Annotated in this window: 14 protein-coding genes and 3 tRNA genes; 7 read left to right on the forward strand and 10 right to left on the reverse strand. The window is 70.3% G+C overall.

All coding sequences use genetic code 11. The features are described 5' to 3' along the window. Positions 1–20 precede the first annotated feature (20 nt). The gene (gene zapE, locus QQX02_RS11790; RefSeq protein ID WP_301143312.1) at positions 21–1013 is read left to right on the forward strand and encodes a cell division protein ZapE; all 993 of its coding nucleotides are present in this window, start codon (positions 21–23) and stop codon (positions 1011–1013) included. 92 nt (positions 1014–1105) lie between these two features. Next, positions 1106–1288, forward strand: a complete 183-nt coding sequence (locus QQX02_RS11795; protein WP_301143313.1) for a hypothetical protein — start codon at positions 1106–1108, stop codon at positions 1286–1288. Between the two features lie 21 nt (positions 1289–1309). Here QQX02_RS11795 and QQX02_RS11800 read toward each other — a convergent pair whose 3' ends face one another. The 4 genes from QQX02_RS11800 to QQX02_RS11815 form a co-directional block, all read right to left on the reverse strand. Then, positions 1310–2179: a PPK2 family polyphosphate kinase gene (locus QQX02_RS11800; protein WP_301143314.1), complete on the reverse strand. Its 870-nt coding sequence runs from the start codon at positions 2177–2179 to the stop codon at positions 1310–1312. A gap of 3 nt (positions 2180–2182) precedes the next feature. Then, positions 2183–3922 (reverse strand): malto-oligosyltrehalose trehalohydrolase, encoded by a 1740-nt coding sequence (treZ, locus tag QQX02_RS11805; protein WP_301143315.1) that lies wholly within the window; start codon positions 3920–3922, stop codon positions 2183–2185. Beyond that, entirely contained in the window at positions 3922–6435 is a 2514-nt protein-coding gene (gene treY, locus QQX02_RS11810; RefSeq protein ID WP_301143316.1) for a malto-oligosyltrehalose synthase, read from the reverse strand. Before treY ends, treZ begins: the two co-directional genes overlap by 1 nt. A 65-nt stretch (positions 6436–6500) precedes the next feature. Further along, positions 6501–6935: an organic hydroperoxide resistance protein gene (locus QQX02_RS11815; protein ID WP_301143317.1), complete on the reverse strand. Its 435-nt coding sequence runs from the start codon at positions 6933–6935 to the stop codon at positions 6501–6503. Positions 6936–7050: 115 nt separating this feature from the next. On the opposite strand from QQX02_RS11815, the gene QQX02_RS11820 reads away from it, so the two are divergent. Together QQX02_RS11820 and QQX02_RS11825 are read left to right on the forward strand one after the other, a co-directional pair. Continuing rightward, positions 7051–7608 (forward strand): TetR/AcrR family transcriptional regulator, encoded by a 558-nt coding sequence (locus tag QQX02_RS11820; protein ID WP_301143318.1) that lies wholly within the window; start codon positions 7051–7053, stop codon positions 7606–7608. A gap of 22 nt (positions 7609–7630) precedes the next feature. Beyond that, positions 7631–8224 (forward strand): DUF1684 domain-containing protein, encoded by a 594-nt coding sequence (locus tag QQX02_RS11825; RefSeq protein WP_301143319.1) that lies wholly within the window; start codon positions 7631–7633, stop codon positions 8222–8224. Positions 8225–8248: 24 nt separating this feature from the next. Here QQX02_RS11825 and QQX02_RS11830 read toward each other — a convergent pair whose 3' ends face one another. The 4 genes from QQX02_RS11830 to QQX02_RS11845 form a co-directional block, all read right to left on the reverse strand. Continuing rightward, a complete protein-coding gene (locus QQX02_RS11830) occupies positions 8249–10606 on the reverse strand; it encodes a heavy metal translocating P-type ATPase (RefSeq protein WP_301143320.1) in 2358 nt (785 codons plus the stop codon). 54 nt (positions 10607–10660) lie between these two features. Beyond that, positions 10661–10735: transfer RNA gene (locus QQX02_RS11835), tRNA-Val, on the reverse strand. Between the two features lies 1 nt (position 10736). Then, positions 10737–10807: transfer RNA gene (locus tag QQX02_RS11840), tRNA-Cys, on the reverse strand. 35 nt (positions 10808–10842) lie between these two features. Beyond that, positions 10843–10914, reverse strand: a tRNA-Gly gene (locus QQX02_RS11845). 129 nt (positions 10915–11043) lie between these two features. Between QQX02_RS11845 and QQX02_RS11850 the strand changes: the two genes are divergently transcribed. From QQX02_RS11850 to QQX02_RS11860, 3 genes are all read left to right on the forward strand, one after another. Then, positions 11044–12147 carry a chorismate-binding protein gene (locus tag QQX02_RS11850; RefSeq protein ID WP_301143321.1) on the forward strand — a complete coding sequence of 368 codons (1104 nt, stop codon included), beginning with the start codon at positions 11044–11046 and terminating at the stop codon, positions 12145–12147. Then, positions 12144–13016, forward strand: a complete 873-nt coding sequence (locus tag QQX02_RS11855; RefSeq protein WP_301143322.1) for an aminotransferase class IV — start codon at positions 12144–12146, stop codon at positions 13014–13016. The genes QQX02_RS11850 and QQX02_RS11855 overlap by 4 nt, the downstream gene beginning before the upstream one ends. Before the next feature lie 104 nt (positions 13017–13120). Continuing rightward, positions 13121–13573, forward strand: a complete 453-nt coding sequence (locus QQX02_RS11860) for a hypothetical protein (protein ID WP_301143323.1) — start codon at positions 13121–13123, stop codon at positions 13571–13573. Between the two features lie 108 nt (positions 13574–13681). On the opposite strand, the gene QQX02_RS11865 is transcribed toward QQX02_RS11860, so the two are convergent. Both QQX02_RS11865 and QQX02_RS11870 read right to left on the reverse strand, forming a co-directional pair. Continuing rightward, on the reverse strand, positions 13682–14365 hold the full coding sequence (locus QQX02_RS11865; RefSeq protein ID WP_301143324.1) for a response regulator transcription factor: 684 nt from the start codon (positions 14363–14365) through the stop codon (positions 13682–13684). Further along, entirely contained in the window at positions 14362–15882 is a 1521-nt protein-coding gene (locus QQX02_RS11870; protein ID WP_301143325.1) for a sensor histidine kinase, read from the reverse strand. Before QQX02_RS11870 ends, QQX02_RS11865 begins: the two co-directional genes overlap by 4 nt. Positions 15883–15954 lie beyond the last annotated feature (72 nt).

Here is a 15954-nt window from a genome sequence, read left to right on the forward strand (position 1 = left end):
CGTCAGTAGTGTGTGGTCTCATGACCGCCCGCCTCGTCGGACGGCGGCCGCATGTCGAGCCCGAGGCTCTGATCGCGGCCCTCGTCCCCCCGCCGCACTTCGCGGACGCTTCCTTTTCATCGTACGTCCCGGACCCCGACTTCCCGAGTCAGGAGAGCGCACTCGAGGAGGCTCAGGCGTTCGCACGCGGAGTGGGACGCCGAGGACTCGGACCGCTGCGCCGCTCGAGCGGAGGCCGCGGCCTGTACTTGGACGGCGGGTTCGGCGTCGGCAAGACCCACCTGTTGGTGTCGATGGCACGCGACGTGGGGGAGCGGGCCGCGTTCGGCACGTTCGTCGAGTACACGAGCCTCGTGGGCGCGATGGGCTTCCAGGCCACCCGTCAGGCGCTGCAGCAGTTCGCGCTCGTGTGCATCGACGAGTTCGAGCTCGACGACCCGGGCGACACGGTGCTGATGGCGCGGCTCATGCGCGAGCTGGCCGATGCCGGGGTCGCGCTGGCGGCCACATCCAACACCGCGCCGGGCTCGCTCGGCAAGGGCCGCTTCGCGGCGGACGACTTCCGGCGCGAGATTCAGGCCGTGTCGACGGCGTTCGAGGTGGCGACCATCGACGGTCCCGACTACCGCGGCCGGGGTGAGCTGGTGTTCCCGGCTCCCGCGACCGTTGACCAGGTCCTCGGGGCGTGCGCGCGCGACGGCGGGGCCTGCGAGGAGTGGTCGGCACTCATGGAGGACCTGCGGCACGTGCACCCGAGCCGGTTCGGCGCGTACGTGGACGGCATCTCGGTGCTCGGTCTGCGAGGCGTGAGGCCGCTGCCGGACCAGGCGCAGGCGCTGCGCGTCGTCGCGCTCGTGGACCGCCTGTACGACCGTGACGTGCGCATCGTCGCCTCGGGCCATTCGCTCGCGGAGATCTTCTCGCAGGACATGCTGCGCGGCGGGTACCGCAAGAAGTACCTGCGTGCGCTCAGTCGGCTGCTGGCGATGGTCGCGGGGGAAGGCAAGGGATAGACGGTCGCGGACGGATCACGCGTCCCCGCGCGCTGCGGCCCCGCTGCTGATAGACCTGAACTGCCATACGGGCATTCAGGGAAGGATCCGACATGAGCAGCAACGGCTCGGCAGCGGCCGGGGGCGGGGCCATCTACGGCCTCGGGATCTTCGGCGGGATCGTGTACTACTGGCAGGTCGCCGAGGGCTTCTGGGAGCACGTGGGGGCGATCTTCCAGGGGATCTTCTGGCCTGCGTTCATGGTCTACGAGGTGCTCCGCGCCCTGGGAGGATGACGGCCGCGGCCCGGCGCGTCCCTACTCTCCCTGCCGTCGCAGATTCGCGATGCGCGCTCGTTCCTCGTCGAGATCGTAGTCAGGGGCCGGCCACTCCAGGTCCATGCTCTCGAGCGCCGAGGTGAGCAGCTCGGTGACCGCGAGCCGGGCGTACCACTTGCGCGTGGAGGGGATCACGTGCCAGGGCGCGGCATCCGTGGAGGTGCGGTCGAACACGGCCTGAAAGGCTTCCATGTACGCGGGCCAATAGGCGCGCTCGTCCAGGTCGGACGTGCTGTACTTCCAGTGCTTGTCGGGTCGAGTGAGGCGCTTCGCCAGGCGATCGAGCTGTTCGTCCTGCGAGACCATGAGCGCGCACTTCACGATGGTGGTGCCGCTGTCCGTCAGGCGCTGCTCCCACTCGTTGATCTCGTCGTACCGACGCTCCCACGTGTCCTGGGGCACGAGCTCATGGACACGTGCGATGAGCACGTCCTCGTAGTGCGACCGGTCGAATACTCCAATGTGGCCGGCCTTGGGAAGGGCCTTCTCGATGCGCCACAGGAAGTGGTGCTCGAGCTCTTCCTCCGTGGGCGCCCCGAAGCCGCGCGCCTGGACGCCCTGCGGGTCCACCATGCCCAGCACGTGGCGCACGATGCCACCCTTGCCAGCGGTGTCCATCCCCTGGAGCACGAGCAGGAGCGACCTGTCGTCTCCGACGCGGCCCTGGGCGAACAGGCGTTCCTGGAGGTCGGCGAGCAGCGTGCCCCGCTCCTTCCTCAGGCGTCTGCCCTGCTTCTTCGACCCGGAGAACCCGGGCTTGCCGGTGCGATCGAAGTCCTCGAGACGAAAGCCCTCGCTGACACGGAGAGCGGAGGTGGGGTGCTCATCCCAATGCTTGCTGCGCGCCATCGCTCAGCTCGCGGGGACCACGACGACGGCATCGGCCGCGAGGAGCAGGTCACCGTCGCCCGCATCCGTGACGTCGCCGAAGGTGGCGAGGGGGGCCGCTCCGGGGACGGTCACCGGGGTGTCCGTGAGGTTCGCATGAACCGTGAGCGGGCCGTGCATGGTGAGCACCCGTGGCGCCGACTCGCTCGCACCCGCCGGGTGAGCGGCCCAGGCCTCGCGCGAATCGACGCGCACACGCAGCGCCATCAGGTCGGCGACCCAGGCGCGGATCGCATCGTTGCCCGCGCTCGATGAGCCGATGCCGGAGCCGAGCTTGGATCGCAGGAAGGTGGTGCGGTCCTGAGGGTCGGGCACGTGCACCTCACCGCCGTACAGGTCCTCCCAGCCGTGGCCCGCGAATTCGCTCATGCGGCCCTCTGACACTGCGGTGCCGAGAGGCTCATCGTGGTCAGTGAAGAACATGAACGGGCGCGTCTCGCCGTACTCCTCGCCCATGAACAGCATCGGGGTGAACGGGCCGAGCAGCACCAGGGCGAGAGAGGCCGCCTGGGCGCCGGGGGAGAGCGTCGAGGCCGGACGGTCGCCGATGGCGCGGTTGCCCACCTGGTCGTGGTTCGAGGCGCACACGACGAACCGCCGACGGTCCACCTCCGCGGGCACGGGTGCTCCCCATGCGCGGTCGCGGAACGGCGAGTAGGTGCCGTCGTGCCAGAACGCGTCGCGGTACACCTTGTCGAGGGCCTCGATGCTGCCGAAGTCCACGTAGTAGCCGTGGCGTTCGCCGGTGAGGTAGGCGTGAATCGCGTGGTGGACGTCGTCGGCCCACTGCGCCGTCATGCCGTAGCCGCCCTCGGACGTGGGGGTCACCATGCGGACGTCGTTGAGGTCGGACTCCGCGACCAGGGACAGCGGCCGGCCCTCGCGCTCGGCGAGCGCTGCCGTGTCATCGGAGAGCTGCGCGAGGATGTGGGGGTCGGAGTCGTCCTGCAGCTCGTGCACCGCATCCAGGCGCAGGCAGTCGATGCGGAAGTCCGTCAGCCAGCGCGACACATTGTCACGGATGAAGTCCCGCATGCCGTGGGCATCGTCCTGGTCGAGGTTGACGGCCCATCCCCACGGCGTGTGGTGCGCATCCGTGAAGTAGGGGCCGAACTTGCTCAGGTAGTTCCCGTCGGGGCCCAGGTGGTTGTAGACCACGTCGAGGCACACGCCCAGACCGGCCTGGTGAGCGGCATCGACGAATCGCTGCAGCGCGGCCGGCCCGCCGTAGGCCTCGTGGACCGCATAGAGCGCCACACCGTCGTATCCCCAGCCGTGTCGACCGGGGAAGCCCGCGACGGGCATGAGCTCCACGATGTCCACGCCGGTGGCCTTGAGATCCGGCAGCTGCACGATCGCGGCGTCAAGGGTTCCCGTGGGGGTGAAGGTCCCGATGTGCATCTCGTAGAAGACGGCACCCAGCGCATCGACGCCGCGCCACTCGCCGTCCTGCCAGCGGTGAAGTCCGGACTCGAACACGCGTGACGGGCCGTGGACGCCGTACGGCTGCTGCGCCGAGCGCGGGTCCGGCCACGGGCCCTCGCCGTCGACCTCGTACGCATAGTCGGTGCCGTGCGCCAGCTCGGGGCCGTGCCACCAGCCGTCGCTGCCGCGGGTCATCGGCTCGCGGACACGGTCCGAGTCGGGCGCCCCGATTACCGCCACCACCGCATCGGCCGTGGGCGCCCATACGCGCGCGCGCATCAGGCGGCCACCAGCAGCGCCACCGGCATGGCGGGCAGCAGGTCGTGGAGGTCGACGTTGCCGCCCTCGAACTCCCGGCCGGACAGCACGTCGCGCCAGCGGCCGTCGGGCAGCGTCACGGTGTGCTCGCGCCACCCGCCGAGCTTCTCCAGGTCGAGTCCCAAGCGGGTCGCCACCGTGATGACCTGCGGCTCGTCTCCGACGGTGCGCGCGTACACGACGGCGTGCCCGGAGGACGCGGCGAGCGGGTGGTAGCCCGCGTGGTCGCCGATGAAGGCCTCGGGGTGGTCGCGGCGGGCCTGTACCGCGCGTGCCGTGACCAGCAGCTTCTCCTCGTCGAGGGACTTCGGCTTCGCGCGGCCCGTGACCTTGCGAAGGGCCGATGCGCGGGCGGCGAAGTCCACCGGGCGCCGGTTGTCGGGGTCCACCAGCGACGGAGCGACCATCTCAGTTCCCTGGTAGATGTCCGGCACCCCGGGCATCGTGAGCTGGATGAGCTTCATCGACAGGATCGCGGCGCGAGTGCCGATGGCCACTGACTTGTGCCACGCGAGGACGATGTCGCGGATCGCGGGGTCCGTGTGCGTCGACTGTGCGAACCACAGCACTGCCGATTCGTAGTCGGCGTCGACGGCGGTCCACGTGGTGTGGGTCTTCGACTCGCGCATGGCCTTGACGAGGTAGCCCTCGAGCCGGTCCCAGTCCATGAAGCCGTGCTCGTCGGAGGTGCCGACCAGTGTCTGCCACCACAGGTTCTCCATGCGGCCATCCAGCAGGGCCGGCCGGATGCGAGACGCGGCCTCCTGGAGGTGCGTGACGGTGACGTCCCACTCGTCGGCGGCCTCCGACAGCACGCCCAGGCGGGCGCGGACGTCCTCGGAACGCTTGGTGTCGTGAGTCGTGAGGCACGTCATCGCGTGCGGGAACGCGAGCTGCTGCTCGTCGGCCCAGGCGTGGAAGCCCGAGGGCGGCAGCGCGAAGCGGCCGGCGGGGGAGCCGACCTCGCACAACGGGAGCAGGTGGGTCCAGCGGTAGTAGGCGGTGTCCTCGACACCCTTGGCCATCACTGCGCCGCATGCCTGCTGGAATCGCGTGATGAGCTCGCGCCGGTTCTTGTCGTCCGTGCGGCCAGCGGAGCCGACCTCGGCGCCCTTGAGCAGGTCGACGACCACCTCGAGGGTCTCGTGACGCTCGGGGTCCAGGTGCGCCTGAGCGCGCTCGGCGGCGTGATCGATCGCCTCGAGCGACGGAGGCTTGGGTGGGACGCCGGCCACGACATACGCGCGGTAGCGGTCGAACTCGACGAGCAGCGTGCGCAGGCAGTCGTACAGCGACCGCCACGTGTGGTCGCGCAGCCGCACATCGGTGTGGCACACGGTGTGGGCGATGGTCGCGAGACGGTGCACCTCGCTCGACAGCGACTCCTTGACGATCTCGAGCTTCGCCTCGGAGATCATGTCCGGCAGGGTGCCCATCGCGTCGCCTGTGAGGCGGTGAAGAGTGCCAGCGAGCGGCGACGAGCCAGCGGGGTCCCGCAGCAGCGCACCCACGCGCCATGCGGCGTCGTAACCGGTGGTGCCCGCCGTGCGCCACGAGCGCGGGAGCTGCTCGTCGCCCTCGAGGATCTTCTCGACGACCACCCACGCGCCGTCCGTCGCATCGTGCAGGCGAGCGAGATATCCAGCGGGGTCGGCGAGGCCGTCGGGGTGGTCGATGCGCAGGCCCTGCAGCGTGCCGTCCTTGACGAGGTCGACGATGACGCGGTGGGTGGCCTCGAACACGTCCTCGTCCTCGACCCGGACTGCCACGAGGGAGCCGACGTCGAAGAAACGGCGGTAGTTCAGCTCCTCGTTCGCTACCCGCCAGTACGCGAGGCGGTAGTGCTGCTGGTCGACGAGGTCCGCCATCGGCAGATTCTCGGTGCCTTCGCGAACAGGGAACACGTGCTCGAAGTACCGCAGCACGTGGACCTCGCCGGCCTCCTCGAAGCCGGGAACGACCATCGTGTCGAGGTGCAGCTCGTCGGCCGCGAGCACCGTGCCGATGCGCTGGCCGAGCACGGGCATGAGCACGGGGTCGCCGCTCGACCAGTCCACGTCGAACCAGTGGGCGTGATCGGACTCCTCGCCGTGCGCCAGCACCGACCACAGTGCCTTGTTGTGGAAGGCGGGCGTGGGGACGGCCATGTGGTTCGGCACCACGTCGGCGATGAGACCGAGGCCGTGCTCGCCAGCCTTCCAGGAGAGCTCCCGCAGCGCCTCGACGCCCCCCAGGGACTCGGCGATCCGGGAGTGGTCCACCACGTCGTAGAAGTGCGTCGAGCCGGGGGCGGCCTCGAGCACGGGCGACAGGTAGAGGTGGCTCACTCCGAGCGAGACGAAGTACTCCAGGTGCTCCGCCGCATCGGCGAAGGTGAAGTCCGCACTGAGCTGGAGTCGGTAGGTCGAGTTCGGCACCGGCGCATCGAGGCGGTGCCCGGCCCGTCGCGTGCGTTCGTGAGTGACGTCAGTCATCAAGTCGCGTCCCTGTTCGTTGCGGTCATGGCCATCATCCCAGATCCGCAGGGACGCGTGTCGCTTCAGCTGGTGGTAACCGTGACCTCGACGGGGATATTTCCACGGGTGGCGTGGGAGTACGGGCAGACCTCGTGGGCCTTGTCGGCGACCCGGCGAGCGGTCTCATCGTCGACGCCCACGAGGTGGACCTCGAGCGTCACGGCGAGTCCGAAGCCTCCGGTGAGTCCCAGGGCGCCGATGCCGACTTTGCCGGTGACCGTCGAGTCGTCGACCCTGACCTTGAGCTGCTTCGCCGCCTGTCCGATGGCCGAGTTGAAGCATGCGGCGTATCCGGCGGCGAACAGCTGCTCGGGGTTGGTGCGCTTTGCCTTGGTGAAGGGCTTGGGGGTCGCGAGGTCGAGGTCGAGAAGGCCGTCATCCGTGGCGACGTGGCCGTTGCGGCCGTCTCCGGTGGCGGTGGCAGTGGCGGTGTAGAAGACCTTGGGCGTGGTGGTCATGGGAATCGTCGCTCCATGTCGCTGAAGATGGGATGTTGAGTTACTAGTGAGTCTACAAAGGAACGCGAGTAGCCTGGAGGGCATTCCCGGCGTTTCCCATCGGACGGAGGCAGTCATGGCGACAGGGACCATGCGAGGTCAGGCGCGCGACGCGATTCTCCGGGCCGCGGTGTCCGACTTCACTTCTCATGGCATCCGAGCGGTCAGCGCGGATCGGGTCATGGCCGATGCCGGGGTCTCGAAGGTGACGTTCTATCGCCATTTTCCGACCAAGGACGACCTCGTGGTCGCCTACCTCGAGGCCGAGCTCGAGCGGGTGCAGCGAGCGGTGGCCGAGGCAGGGGAGCGGGCCACGCCCGGGCAGTGGTCCGCCGCGCTGGCCGAGGAGATCTGCCGACCGGGCTTCCGGGGCTGCCCGTTCATCAACGCCGCAGCGGAGTATGCGGATCCCGACCACGCCGTCCGGGAGGTCGTGGCCCGATTCCGCGCATGGATGATCGGCGCCATCACGGGAGCGCTCGCATCCCGGGGCATCGCGGATCCCGAGCGGGTCGCCCGCCAGGTGATGATGCTGCGCGACGGAGCCCTGGTGGAGGGCTACGTGTCAGGCGACCCGGACAGGGTTGCCGCTGAGTTGTCGGCGGGAGTCGACGCTCTCGTCGCCGCCGCGTAGCGCTCGCAGGTAGCGTCGAGGGATGACCTACTCCTGGCACGTGCGTGACTGGCGCCGACAAGTCTTCGACCTCTATGCCGCGGTGCGGGCGCAGGACCACCCGGCCGCCGCGCATCGGCTCTGGACCGAGGGTCGCGATCGACTGCTGGCGACGCACCCCGCGTCCCCGGTTCCTGAGAGCGACCGTGAGGGCTTTCGGGCCCGCATCGGCGCCTACGACCCGGAGTTCCGGTTCGTCGTGCCCGTCGAGCAAGCCGAGCCGGAGCGCCGCGAGGTGCCGACTCCGAGCGACGGCGTGGTGCCGTTCGAGCGCATCGGCCGGGTGTCGCTGCCTGGGTTGGGAGGCCTGGACGTGTGGTGGCTCGACTCGTACGGAGGGGGACTCTTCCTGCCGCTGCGCGACGGCGGAGCGGGGGACACCACCTATGGCGGCGGACGCTATGTTCTCGACACGGTGAAGGGTGCGGACCTGGGCGGAGACTCGGACGCCCTGGTCGTGGACCTGAACTTCGCGTTCCAGCCCTCGTGCGCGTACTCGAGCGACTGGGTGTGCCCGTTGCCGGGCCCGGGGAACCGGCTTGAGGCGCGCGTCGACGTGGGCGAGCTGGTGCCGTAGTCGACACCGCGCGGACGGCTCGGGTCAGGCGCCGGTGGCGCGTGCCGTGGGAACGAGGCTGAACGCGCCCTCTTCCTCCTGGGCGTTGTGCAGGCGCAGGATCCCGTAGAGGCCGTAGAGGAGTCGACGCAGCTCCACGACGTCCTCGGGCTCCGCCGTGTCCCCGTGGAACGCGTCTTCGTCGAGACCCGCGAGCAGACGGCCCAGCCGCCCGACCTGGTGTTCGATCTCCGCGTGGGTGCGGCTCAGGGTCGCGGTGGTCTCGGCGCCGCCCAGCGCCCGGCTCACCAGCGGCAGGAGCAGGGCCTCGTCGGCTCGTTCATGTGGCAGCAGCTCGGTCACGAGCCTGTCGTGAAGGTCCCTGACCGGGGCGAGGCTGCTGCGCTCGGTCGTGAGCCCATCGGCCACCGCGCGTATCTGCTCGACGACGGCGAGCGTGGCATCGTGTTCGGCTCTGAGTCGGCGCGCGGTGGCGACGTCGATGGGCGGCATGGCGATCGTGTGCGTCCGTCCCGGCAGCACGGCGCGCAGAGCGATCGCGATGGCGAGGACGTCGATCACTTCCTGCAGGAGCGCTCCCGCCGTCGGTGGCAAGTACCCCAGTGCGGCGACCACCATGGCGATCAGCGAGAGCCCCATGCCGATGGACACCGCTTGGATCGCGACCCGCCTCGAGCGACGCGAGATCAGGATCGCGTCGGCGAGGGCGTCGATGCGATCGACGGTGAGCACGACGTCGGCCGCCTCGGACGATGCGGTGGCGCCGTGTGACGCCAGTGCGACCCCCACCCCGGCCGCCGCGAGAGCAGGGGCGTCATTGACGCCGTCGCCGACCATGATGGTGGCGGCGCCGTCCGACTCGATGGTGATGGCCGCAAGCTTGTCGGCGGGGTCGCGGTCGGCGAGAACCGTATCCACTCCCACGATCCGTCCCACCGTTCCCGCGGTGTCCTCTCGGTCCCCGGTGACCAGCACGACCCGGGTGATGCCCGCCTGGCGCAGCGCGCGGATCATCCGCGGGGCGTCGGGCCGGATCGGGTCCTCGAGGAGGAAGGCGCCCGCGGGTACGCCGTCAACCGCGACGAAGACGGACAGCGAACCGTCGAGGTCTGCTCTGCGGCGCACCTGGCGCGCCCACGCGGGTGGGGCGTCGCCCACGATCCATGCGGCTTTGCCCAGGCGGACGTGGTGAGACCCGACGCGTCCGCTCAGCCCGTAGCCGTGCTCCTCGCGCACGTCCGTGGGGAGCTCGAGGTCCAGGTCGCGCCGCGCCGCGGCCGTGACGATCGCGCTCGCGAGCACATGAGCGGAGACCTGGTCGAGCGAAGCGGCCAGGCGAAGGATCTCAGTCGCGTCCACGTCGGCGCCTGCGGGGATCACGTCGGACAGCGCCGGTTGCCCCTGGGTGAGAGTGCCGGTCTTGTCGAAGAGCATCACGCGGCCCGCGGCCAGCCTCTCGAGCGCGCCGCCGCCTTTGATGACGACGCCGATTCTCGCGGCCCGTGACAGCCCGGACATGATGGCGATCGGAGCCGCGAGCAGCAGGGGGCACGGCGTGGCGACGACGAGCACGGCGACGGCGCGAACCGAGTCGCCTGACACGGCCCACGCACCACCGGCGAGCAGGAGCGTCAGCGGGACGAAGATGATCGCGACCCGGTCGGCGGCACGGACGAACGGAGCGGACGATGCCTGCGCCTGCTGCACGAGTCGCACCACCCCCGCGTACGTGGACTCGGCTGCCGTGGCGGTCGCCCTGAGCTCGAGAGGGGGCCCCGCATTGACCACTCCGCTGCGCACCTGGTCCCCAGCGGGACGCTCGACCGGCATCGGCTCTCCTGTGAGCGCCGATTCGTCGAGGACGCCCCCAGCCGCCAGCCTTCCGTTGACGGGCACCACCTCGCCCGTGCGCACCAGGATCCGGTCACCGACGCCGACGTCGTCGACAGGGATCTCGTCGAGTTCGTCCGCCATCAGCTTGCGCGCGGTGCGAGGCGCCCTCTCGATGAGGAGGCTGAGCTCGCGCCGTGCCCGCGCCGCCGCCCGGTCCTCGAGCAGCTGGCCGGTCGCCAGCATGACGGTGATGACCGCGCCGGCGAACGGCTCGCCGACCCACAGCGCCCCCGCCAGCGCCAGGAACGCGATCACGTCGACGGTGAACTCGCGACTGCGGATCGCGCGTGCGATCCACCATGCGGACACCACGAGTCCGAGCACCGCGGCGGCGACCAGGATGGCCTCGCCCCAGGAGCGGGGTCCACTGAACCAGAAGAAGGCGCCCACGAGGAGCAGCCCCGTCGAGACGACGAAGAGCATCAGGTCCGCGCGCGAGCGCCACCGCTCCATAAGGTCATCTTGTCCCTGCCGCTGTCGGGTGTCCACGGCAGGAGCGGGGAGACGACAAAGGCCGACCCGAAGGTCGGCCTGTCGTGGACATGGTGGGCGATACTGGGATCGAACCAGTGACCTCTTCCGTGTCAGGGAAGCGCGCTACCGCTGCGCCAATCGCCCGAGGTGGAGATGGGATTCGAACCCACGTATACGGCTTTGCAGGCCGCTGCCTCGCCTCTCGGCCACTCCACCGTAGTGCCGCAGCCATGACAGGCTCCGGCGCTCCGAGCGGACGACGGGATTCGAACCCGCGACCCTCACCTTGGCAAGGTGATGCTCTACCACTGAGCCACGTCCGCATTTCGTCCGGGCTGTTGCCCTGACGAGATTGGAACTCTAGCCGACTTCTCGGCCCAACACAAAACGCCGGGACTCACGGCGTGGCGGGCGAGACGAGACTCCATGCGGCTCCCGATAGCGTGGTGCACGTGACACGGGGACACGACGAGCGAGTGCGGGGCAGCGCCGAGTTCCGTGGCGTCCGGGCACGAGGCGTGGTCGAGCACATCGATGCCCGTGTGGACGGGCATCGGCTCTCCGAAGGCGGATTCTGGGTGGTCGTCGGCGACTTCGACGGTCGCATCGATGCGTGGCGCATGGGTGAGGTCGCTCACGCCGAAGCGGGCGACGTCGAACCGAGCGCCGCACCCCCGTCTGGCCGCGCATGGCACGGCCCCGCGGCCGATGCGTGGGAGACCTCGCTGTCCCGCGAGGCCTATATGGGCGGCGTCTCGCGCATCCGCGAGGACATTCGCGACGGCACCGTCTACCAGGTGAACCTCTGTCGGGTCCTGAGTGCACCGCTCCCCGCGGGGCCGGCAGGGCCCGATGCGGTCGCGCTCTCCGAGCGCCTTGCCATCGGCAACCCCGCCCGCTACGCCAGCCGCATCGTGATCCCCGCAGGCGACGCACACCCTGGCGCCTGGATCGTGTCCGCGTCGCCGGAGCTGTATCTCAGTGTCGAGCGCGACACGCTGCGGTCGTCGCCCATCAAGGGCACGGCTGCGCCCGGAGTCGCGATGCTCGACAAGGACATCGCCGAGAACGTGATGATCACCGACCTGGTGCGCAACGATCTGTCCCACGTGGCTCAGCCCGGATCCGTGGCCGTCCCCGAGCTGCTTGCGGAGCACCAGCACCCTGGCCTGACCCATCTCGAGTCCACGGTCGAGGCATCGCTCGCACCCCGCTACTCATGGACCGCGCCCCTGTGGCCCGCACTGCTCGACGGCACCTTCCCGCCAGGGTCGGTCTCGGGAGCGCCCAAGTCGTCGGCCCTGCGCATCATCGAGCGCGAGGAGACCGCGCCTCGAGGGCCCTATTGCGGCGCCATCGGCTGGATCGATGCCGATGCGCGCCGTGCGGAGCTGGCCGTCGGGATCCGCACCTTCTGGTGGCGCGACGGTCGGCTGCGGTTCGGCACCGGCGCAGGCATCACGTGGGGCTCCGACCCGGCGGGCGAATGGGACGAGACCGAACTGAAGGCCAGACGCTTGATCGGCCTGGCATCAGCCGGGATACTTCACTCATGAGCGTGATCGTGTGGTCCGGTGGCGCACTGCGCGCGCCGGGCGAACCGATCATCACCGCCACGGATCACGGTCTCACTGTGGGGGACGGCGTCTTCGAGACTCTCACCATTCGCGACGGCCAGCCCTTCGCGCTCACCCGCCACCTCGCGCGGCTGCGGTACTCGGCGGAGCGCATCGGCCTGGCGGAGCCCGATGCGGACGCCGTTCGCGCGGGCATCGCGGCGGTGATGGAGGCGGGCGCGGGCGCGCTGACGCGCCTTCGCGTGACCGTCACCTCGGGTCAGGGGCCGATGAGCTCGGCGCGCGGCGACGGACCGCAGACCGTGGTGGTCACCGGGGGACAGGCGGCTCGCCCGCACGTGTGTCACGCCGTGCGCGCGCCCTGGCACCGCAACGAGCGGTCGCCTCTCGCCGGCGTGAAATCCACGTCGTACGGCGAGAATGCCGTGATGGCGGCATACGCGCGTGACAAGGGCGCGGACGAGGCCATCGTCGCGAACACGCACGGCAACCTGTGCGAGGGCACCGCGACCAACGTGTTCGTCGAGGTCGATGAGGAGATCGTGACGCCGCCGCTCGCATCGGGCTGCCTGCCGGGGATCACGCGGGGGCTCGCCCTCGAATGGGCCGCCCAGGCGGGACTGCCGATCCGCGTCGCGGCACCCGGCGAGCTCACCATGAGCGTGCTCGACGCCGCGATCGAGGGCCGCGCCCACCTCGCCGTGACATCCTCGACCCGTGGCGTCCAGCACATCGCGAGCCTCGATGGGCACGACCTCGCAGCGGGTCGACTGCTGCGCAAGCTGGGCGCGCTGTTCGAGCTCAACGCCGAGCGCGATCCCGATCCGGCGCCGCGTCGCTCCTCGTAAACGATGGATGAGAGCACTCTCATGTGGCTCTCCCCGTTCTCTCATCCGGCGTCGGCACAGTAGTTCTCGAGGGGCCCGCACGGGGCTCCGCTAGGAGGATCATCATGGCCAAGCAGACAGCATGGATCGTCACCGGAGCACTCGGCATCGCCGCGCTGGGCACGGGCGCCGCCTTCGCCTCCAACAACGACGACCGCCCCGACCTCGGCCCCGGCGTCGAGCTCAGTGAGAGGAGCGACCGCCAAGGGGGCGTCGTCACCATCAGCTCGCGGATGTCGAGCGTCACTCCCGTGAGCGTCCGCACCAGCGCGTCGCCGCAGTCGCCGGTGTCCGTGCTCTCGACCCCGAGCCCCGCCTCGACGCAGAGCGCCGCCTCCCAGGCGAGCCCCGCATCGGCCCCGAGCCCGGTGTCGAAGGCCAGCCCGGCATCGGCGCCGAGCCCGGCGTCGAAGGCCAGCCCCGTGAGCCCCGCCAGCCCGGCTTCCGCCAACAGCCCCGCCTCGGCGAACAGCCCCGAGTCCGCTGACTCGCCCGCCTCCGCCGAATCGGCGGACTGAGGCCCCCCGCCACGGCCCGTCCACGCGTCGCTGATGCCTCAGCGGCCCGTGGGCGGGCCTGGTGGCGTCCGGGACCGGGAATGCGCTGACGCCGTCGCAGGACCGGTGTCAGGTCGACTGGGCGGCACCGCCGTCGCGCCGCCAGCGGTAGCCCACGCCTCGCACCGTCTCGATCCACTCCGCGCCCACTTTGGCCCGCAGGTAGCGCACGTAGACGTCCACCACGTTGGACCCGGGGTCGAAGTCGTAGCCCCACACCTGGGCGAGCAGCTGTTCGCGAGCGAGCACCTGGCCCGGGTGCCGCATCAGCGTCTCCGCCAGGGCGAACTCTCTTGCGGACAGATCGATGGTGCGGCCCTGGAGAGACACCGTCCGCGCCCGCAGGTCCAGCACCAATGACCCGTGCTCGATGGTGGTCGCGTCCGCGCCGTCCACGTGACGCAGACGCAGGCGAATGCGCGCGAGCAGCTCGTCGAACCCGAACGGCTTCGACATGTAGTCGTCGGCGCCACCCTCGAGGCCCGCGACGGTGTCGTCGAGCGAGCGACGGGCAGTAAGGATGATCACCGGCGCGCTGACCCCGCTGTCGCGCATGCGGCGCAGCAGGTCCATGCCATCGCCGTCCGGCAGGCCCAAGTCGAGCACGATCAACGCCGGATCGTTCACCAGCACGGCGTCCATGCCCTCCCGCACCGTGGACGCACGGACGGGTACGTAGCCCGCGGCGGTGAGGCCCTTGGCGATGAAGGACGCGATACGATCCTCGTCCTCGACGATAAGGATCTGGGTCATGCGGTCACCTCAGGCTCGGGGGAGGGCGGGAGCACGATCGTGAAGGTCGACCCCTCTCCGGGTGCGGAGACGCACTGGACGGTGCCGCCGTGGCCCTCGGCGATCGCCTTCACGATCGCGAGGCCCAAGCCGGATCCGTCGGTGCTGCCATCCCCGGCGCGCACGAAGCGTTCGAAGATGCGCTCCTGGTCCTCGGCGGCGATGCCCACACCCTCGTCCCGCACCCACAGCTTGGCTCCCTCGGGAGTCGATGCGGATCCCAGGCAGATGGCGGAGCCCGCGGGTGAGAACTTCACGGCGTTGGCGGCGAGCTGCAGCCAAGCCTGCGTGAGGCGCTCGCGGTCGCCGCGAACCGTGGCGTCGCCGCGGGCCTCCACCGACCAGTCGCGGTCGCCCAGCATGACCACCTTGTCGAGGATGTCGTCGGTCAGCGGGCCGATTCCCACCTCTCCGAGGGTCACGAAGTCCGGTCGGTCGATGGTCGCGAGGGTGGTGAGGTCGCCCACGACACGGTTCATGCGATCCACCTCGTCGAGAGCGAGCGCCCTCACCTCGCGTGCATCGTCAGGGTCGTCGGGGTCCATGAGTTCGAGATGGCCGCGCACGATGGTGAGCGGGGTGCGCAGTTCGTGGCGCACGTCGCCCACGAGCTGGCGCTGGGAGTCGAACGCGGCCTCGATGCGGTCGAGCATCTCGTTGACCGAGGCCGTCATCTGCGCCATGTCGTCCGTGCCGGTGACGGGAATGCGCTCGGAGACATCGCCGCGGCCGATGCGGGTCGCGGTGCTCGCGAGCACGCGGACGGGGGCCAGGAGTCGGCCGGCGATCGCCCAGCCCACCGCGGTGACCACCGCCAGCGACGAGGCGGCCACGAGCGCGTACGTCACGAAGACCTCGTTGAACGCGGCGTGCTCCGCGTCGACGTCATAGCCGAGTACCAGGGCGGCGACAGAGTCATGGGCGGGCACCGCGTCGTCCGGCTCTTCGGCGAGCGCGCCGTCCGCAGTGGTGCGCACGGGCACTGCGGCGAGCCGATAGCGTGCGATGTCCGTGGTGATCGTCGTGTACGTGGCCGTGTCGCCGATGACGAGCGGGCCGAGCTTGTCGACCAGCTCCGGATCGTCCTCGAGCGCGATATCGGCGCCGCGGGTGGTGTACGCGACCTCGCCGCCCACGATCCCGAGCACGCCCTCATTGCGCGCCGGGATCACGCGCTCCATCGCGGTGCGCACCAGTTCCTCAGGGGAGGCGAACGGCTCGCCGGTGCGCGGGTCCACCCCTACTGTCGCGAGCACCCGGAACTCCTCGGCGGAGGCGGACAGGTCGGCGTCGATGCGGGCGTCCACCCGCGCGTCCTGCAGCGCAGACGCGGTGTATCCGGCGGTGAAGAGCGCGAGGGCGGTGAGGCCGAGCACCGCCAGCAGGATGGCGGACCTCACCGTGAGGTGGGGGAGGCGGAGGCGCCACCGACGGCGCGCGGGCGCCGCTGGGGGGTCGTCCTGCACGCTGTCCGTCATCCCGTCAGTCTGGCACCTGAGTGGGCGCCCACCAGGGCGGACGCATGAGAGTTCTCTCACGATCGCTCGGCC

Origin of the sequence: Demequina muriae (assembly GCF_030418295.1) — a bacterium.
Classification (GTDB): Bacteria; Actinomycetota; Actinomycetes; order Actinomycetales; family Demequinaceae; genus Demequina; species Demequina muriae.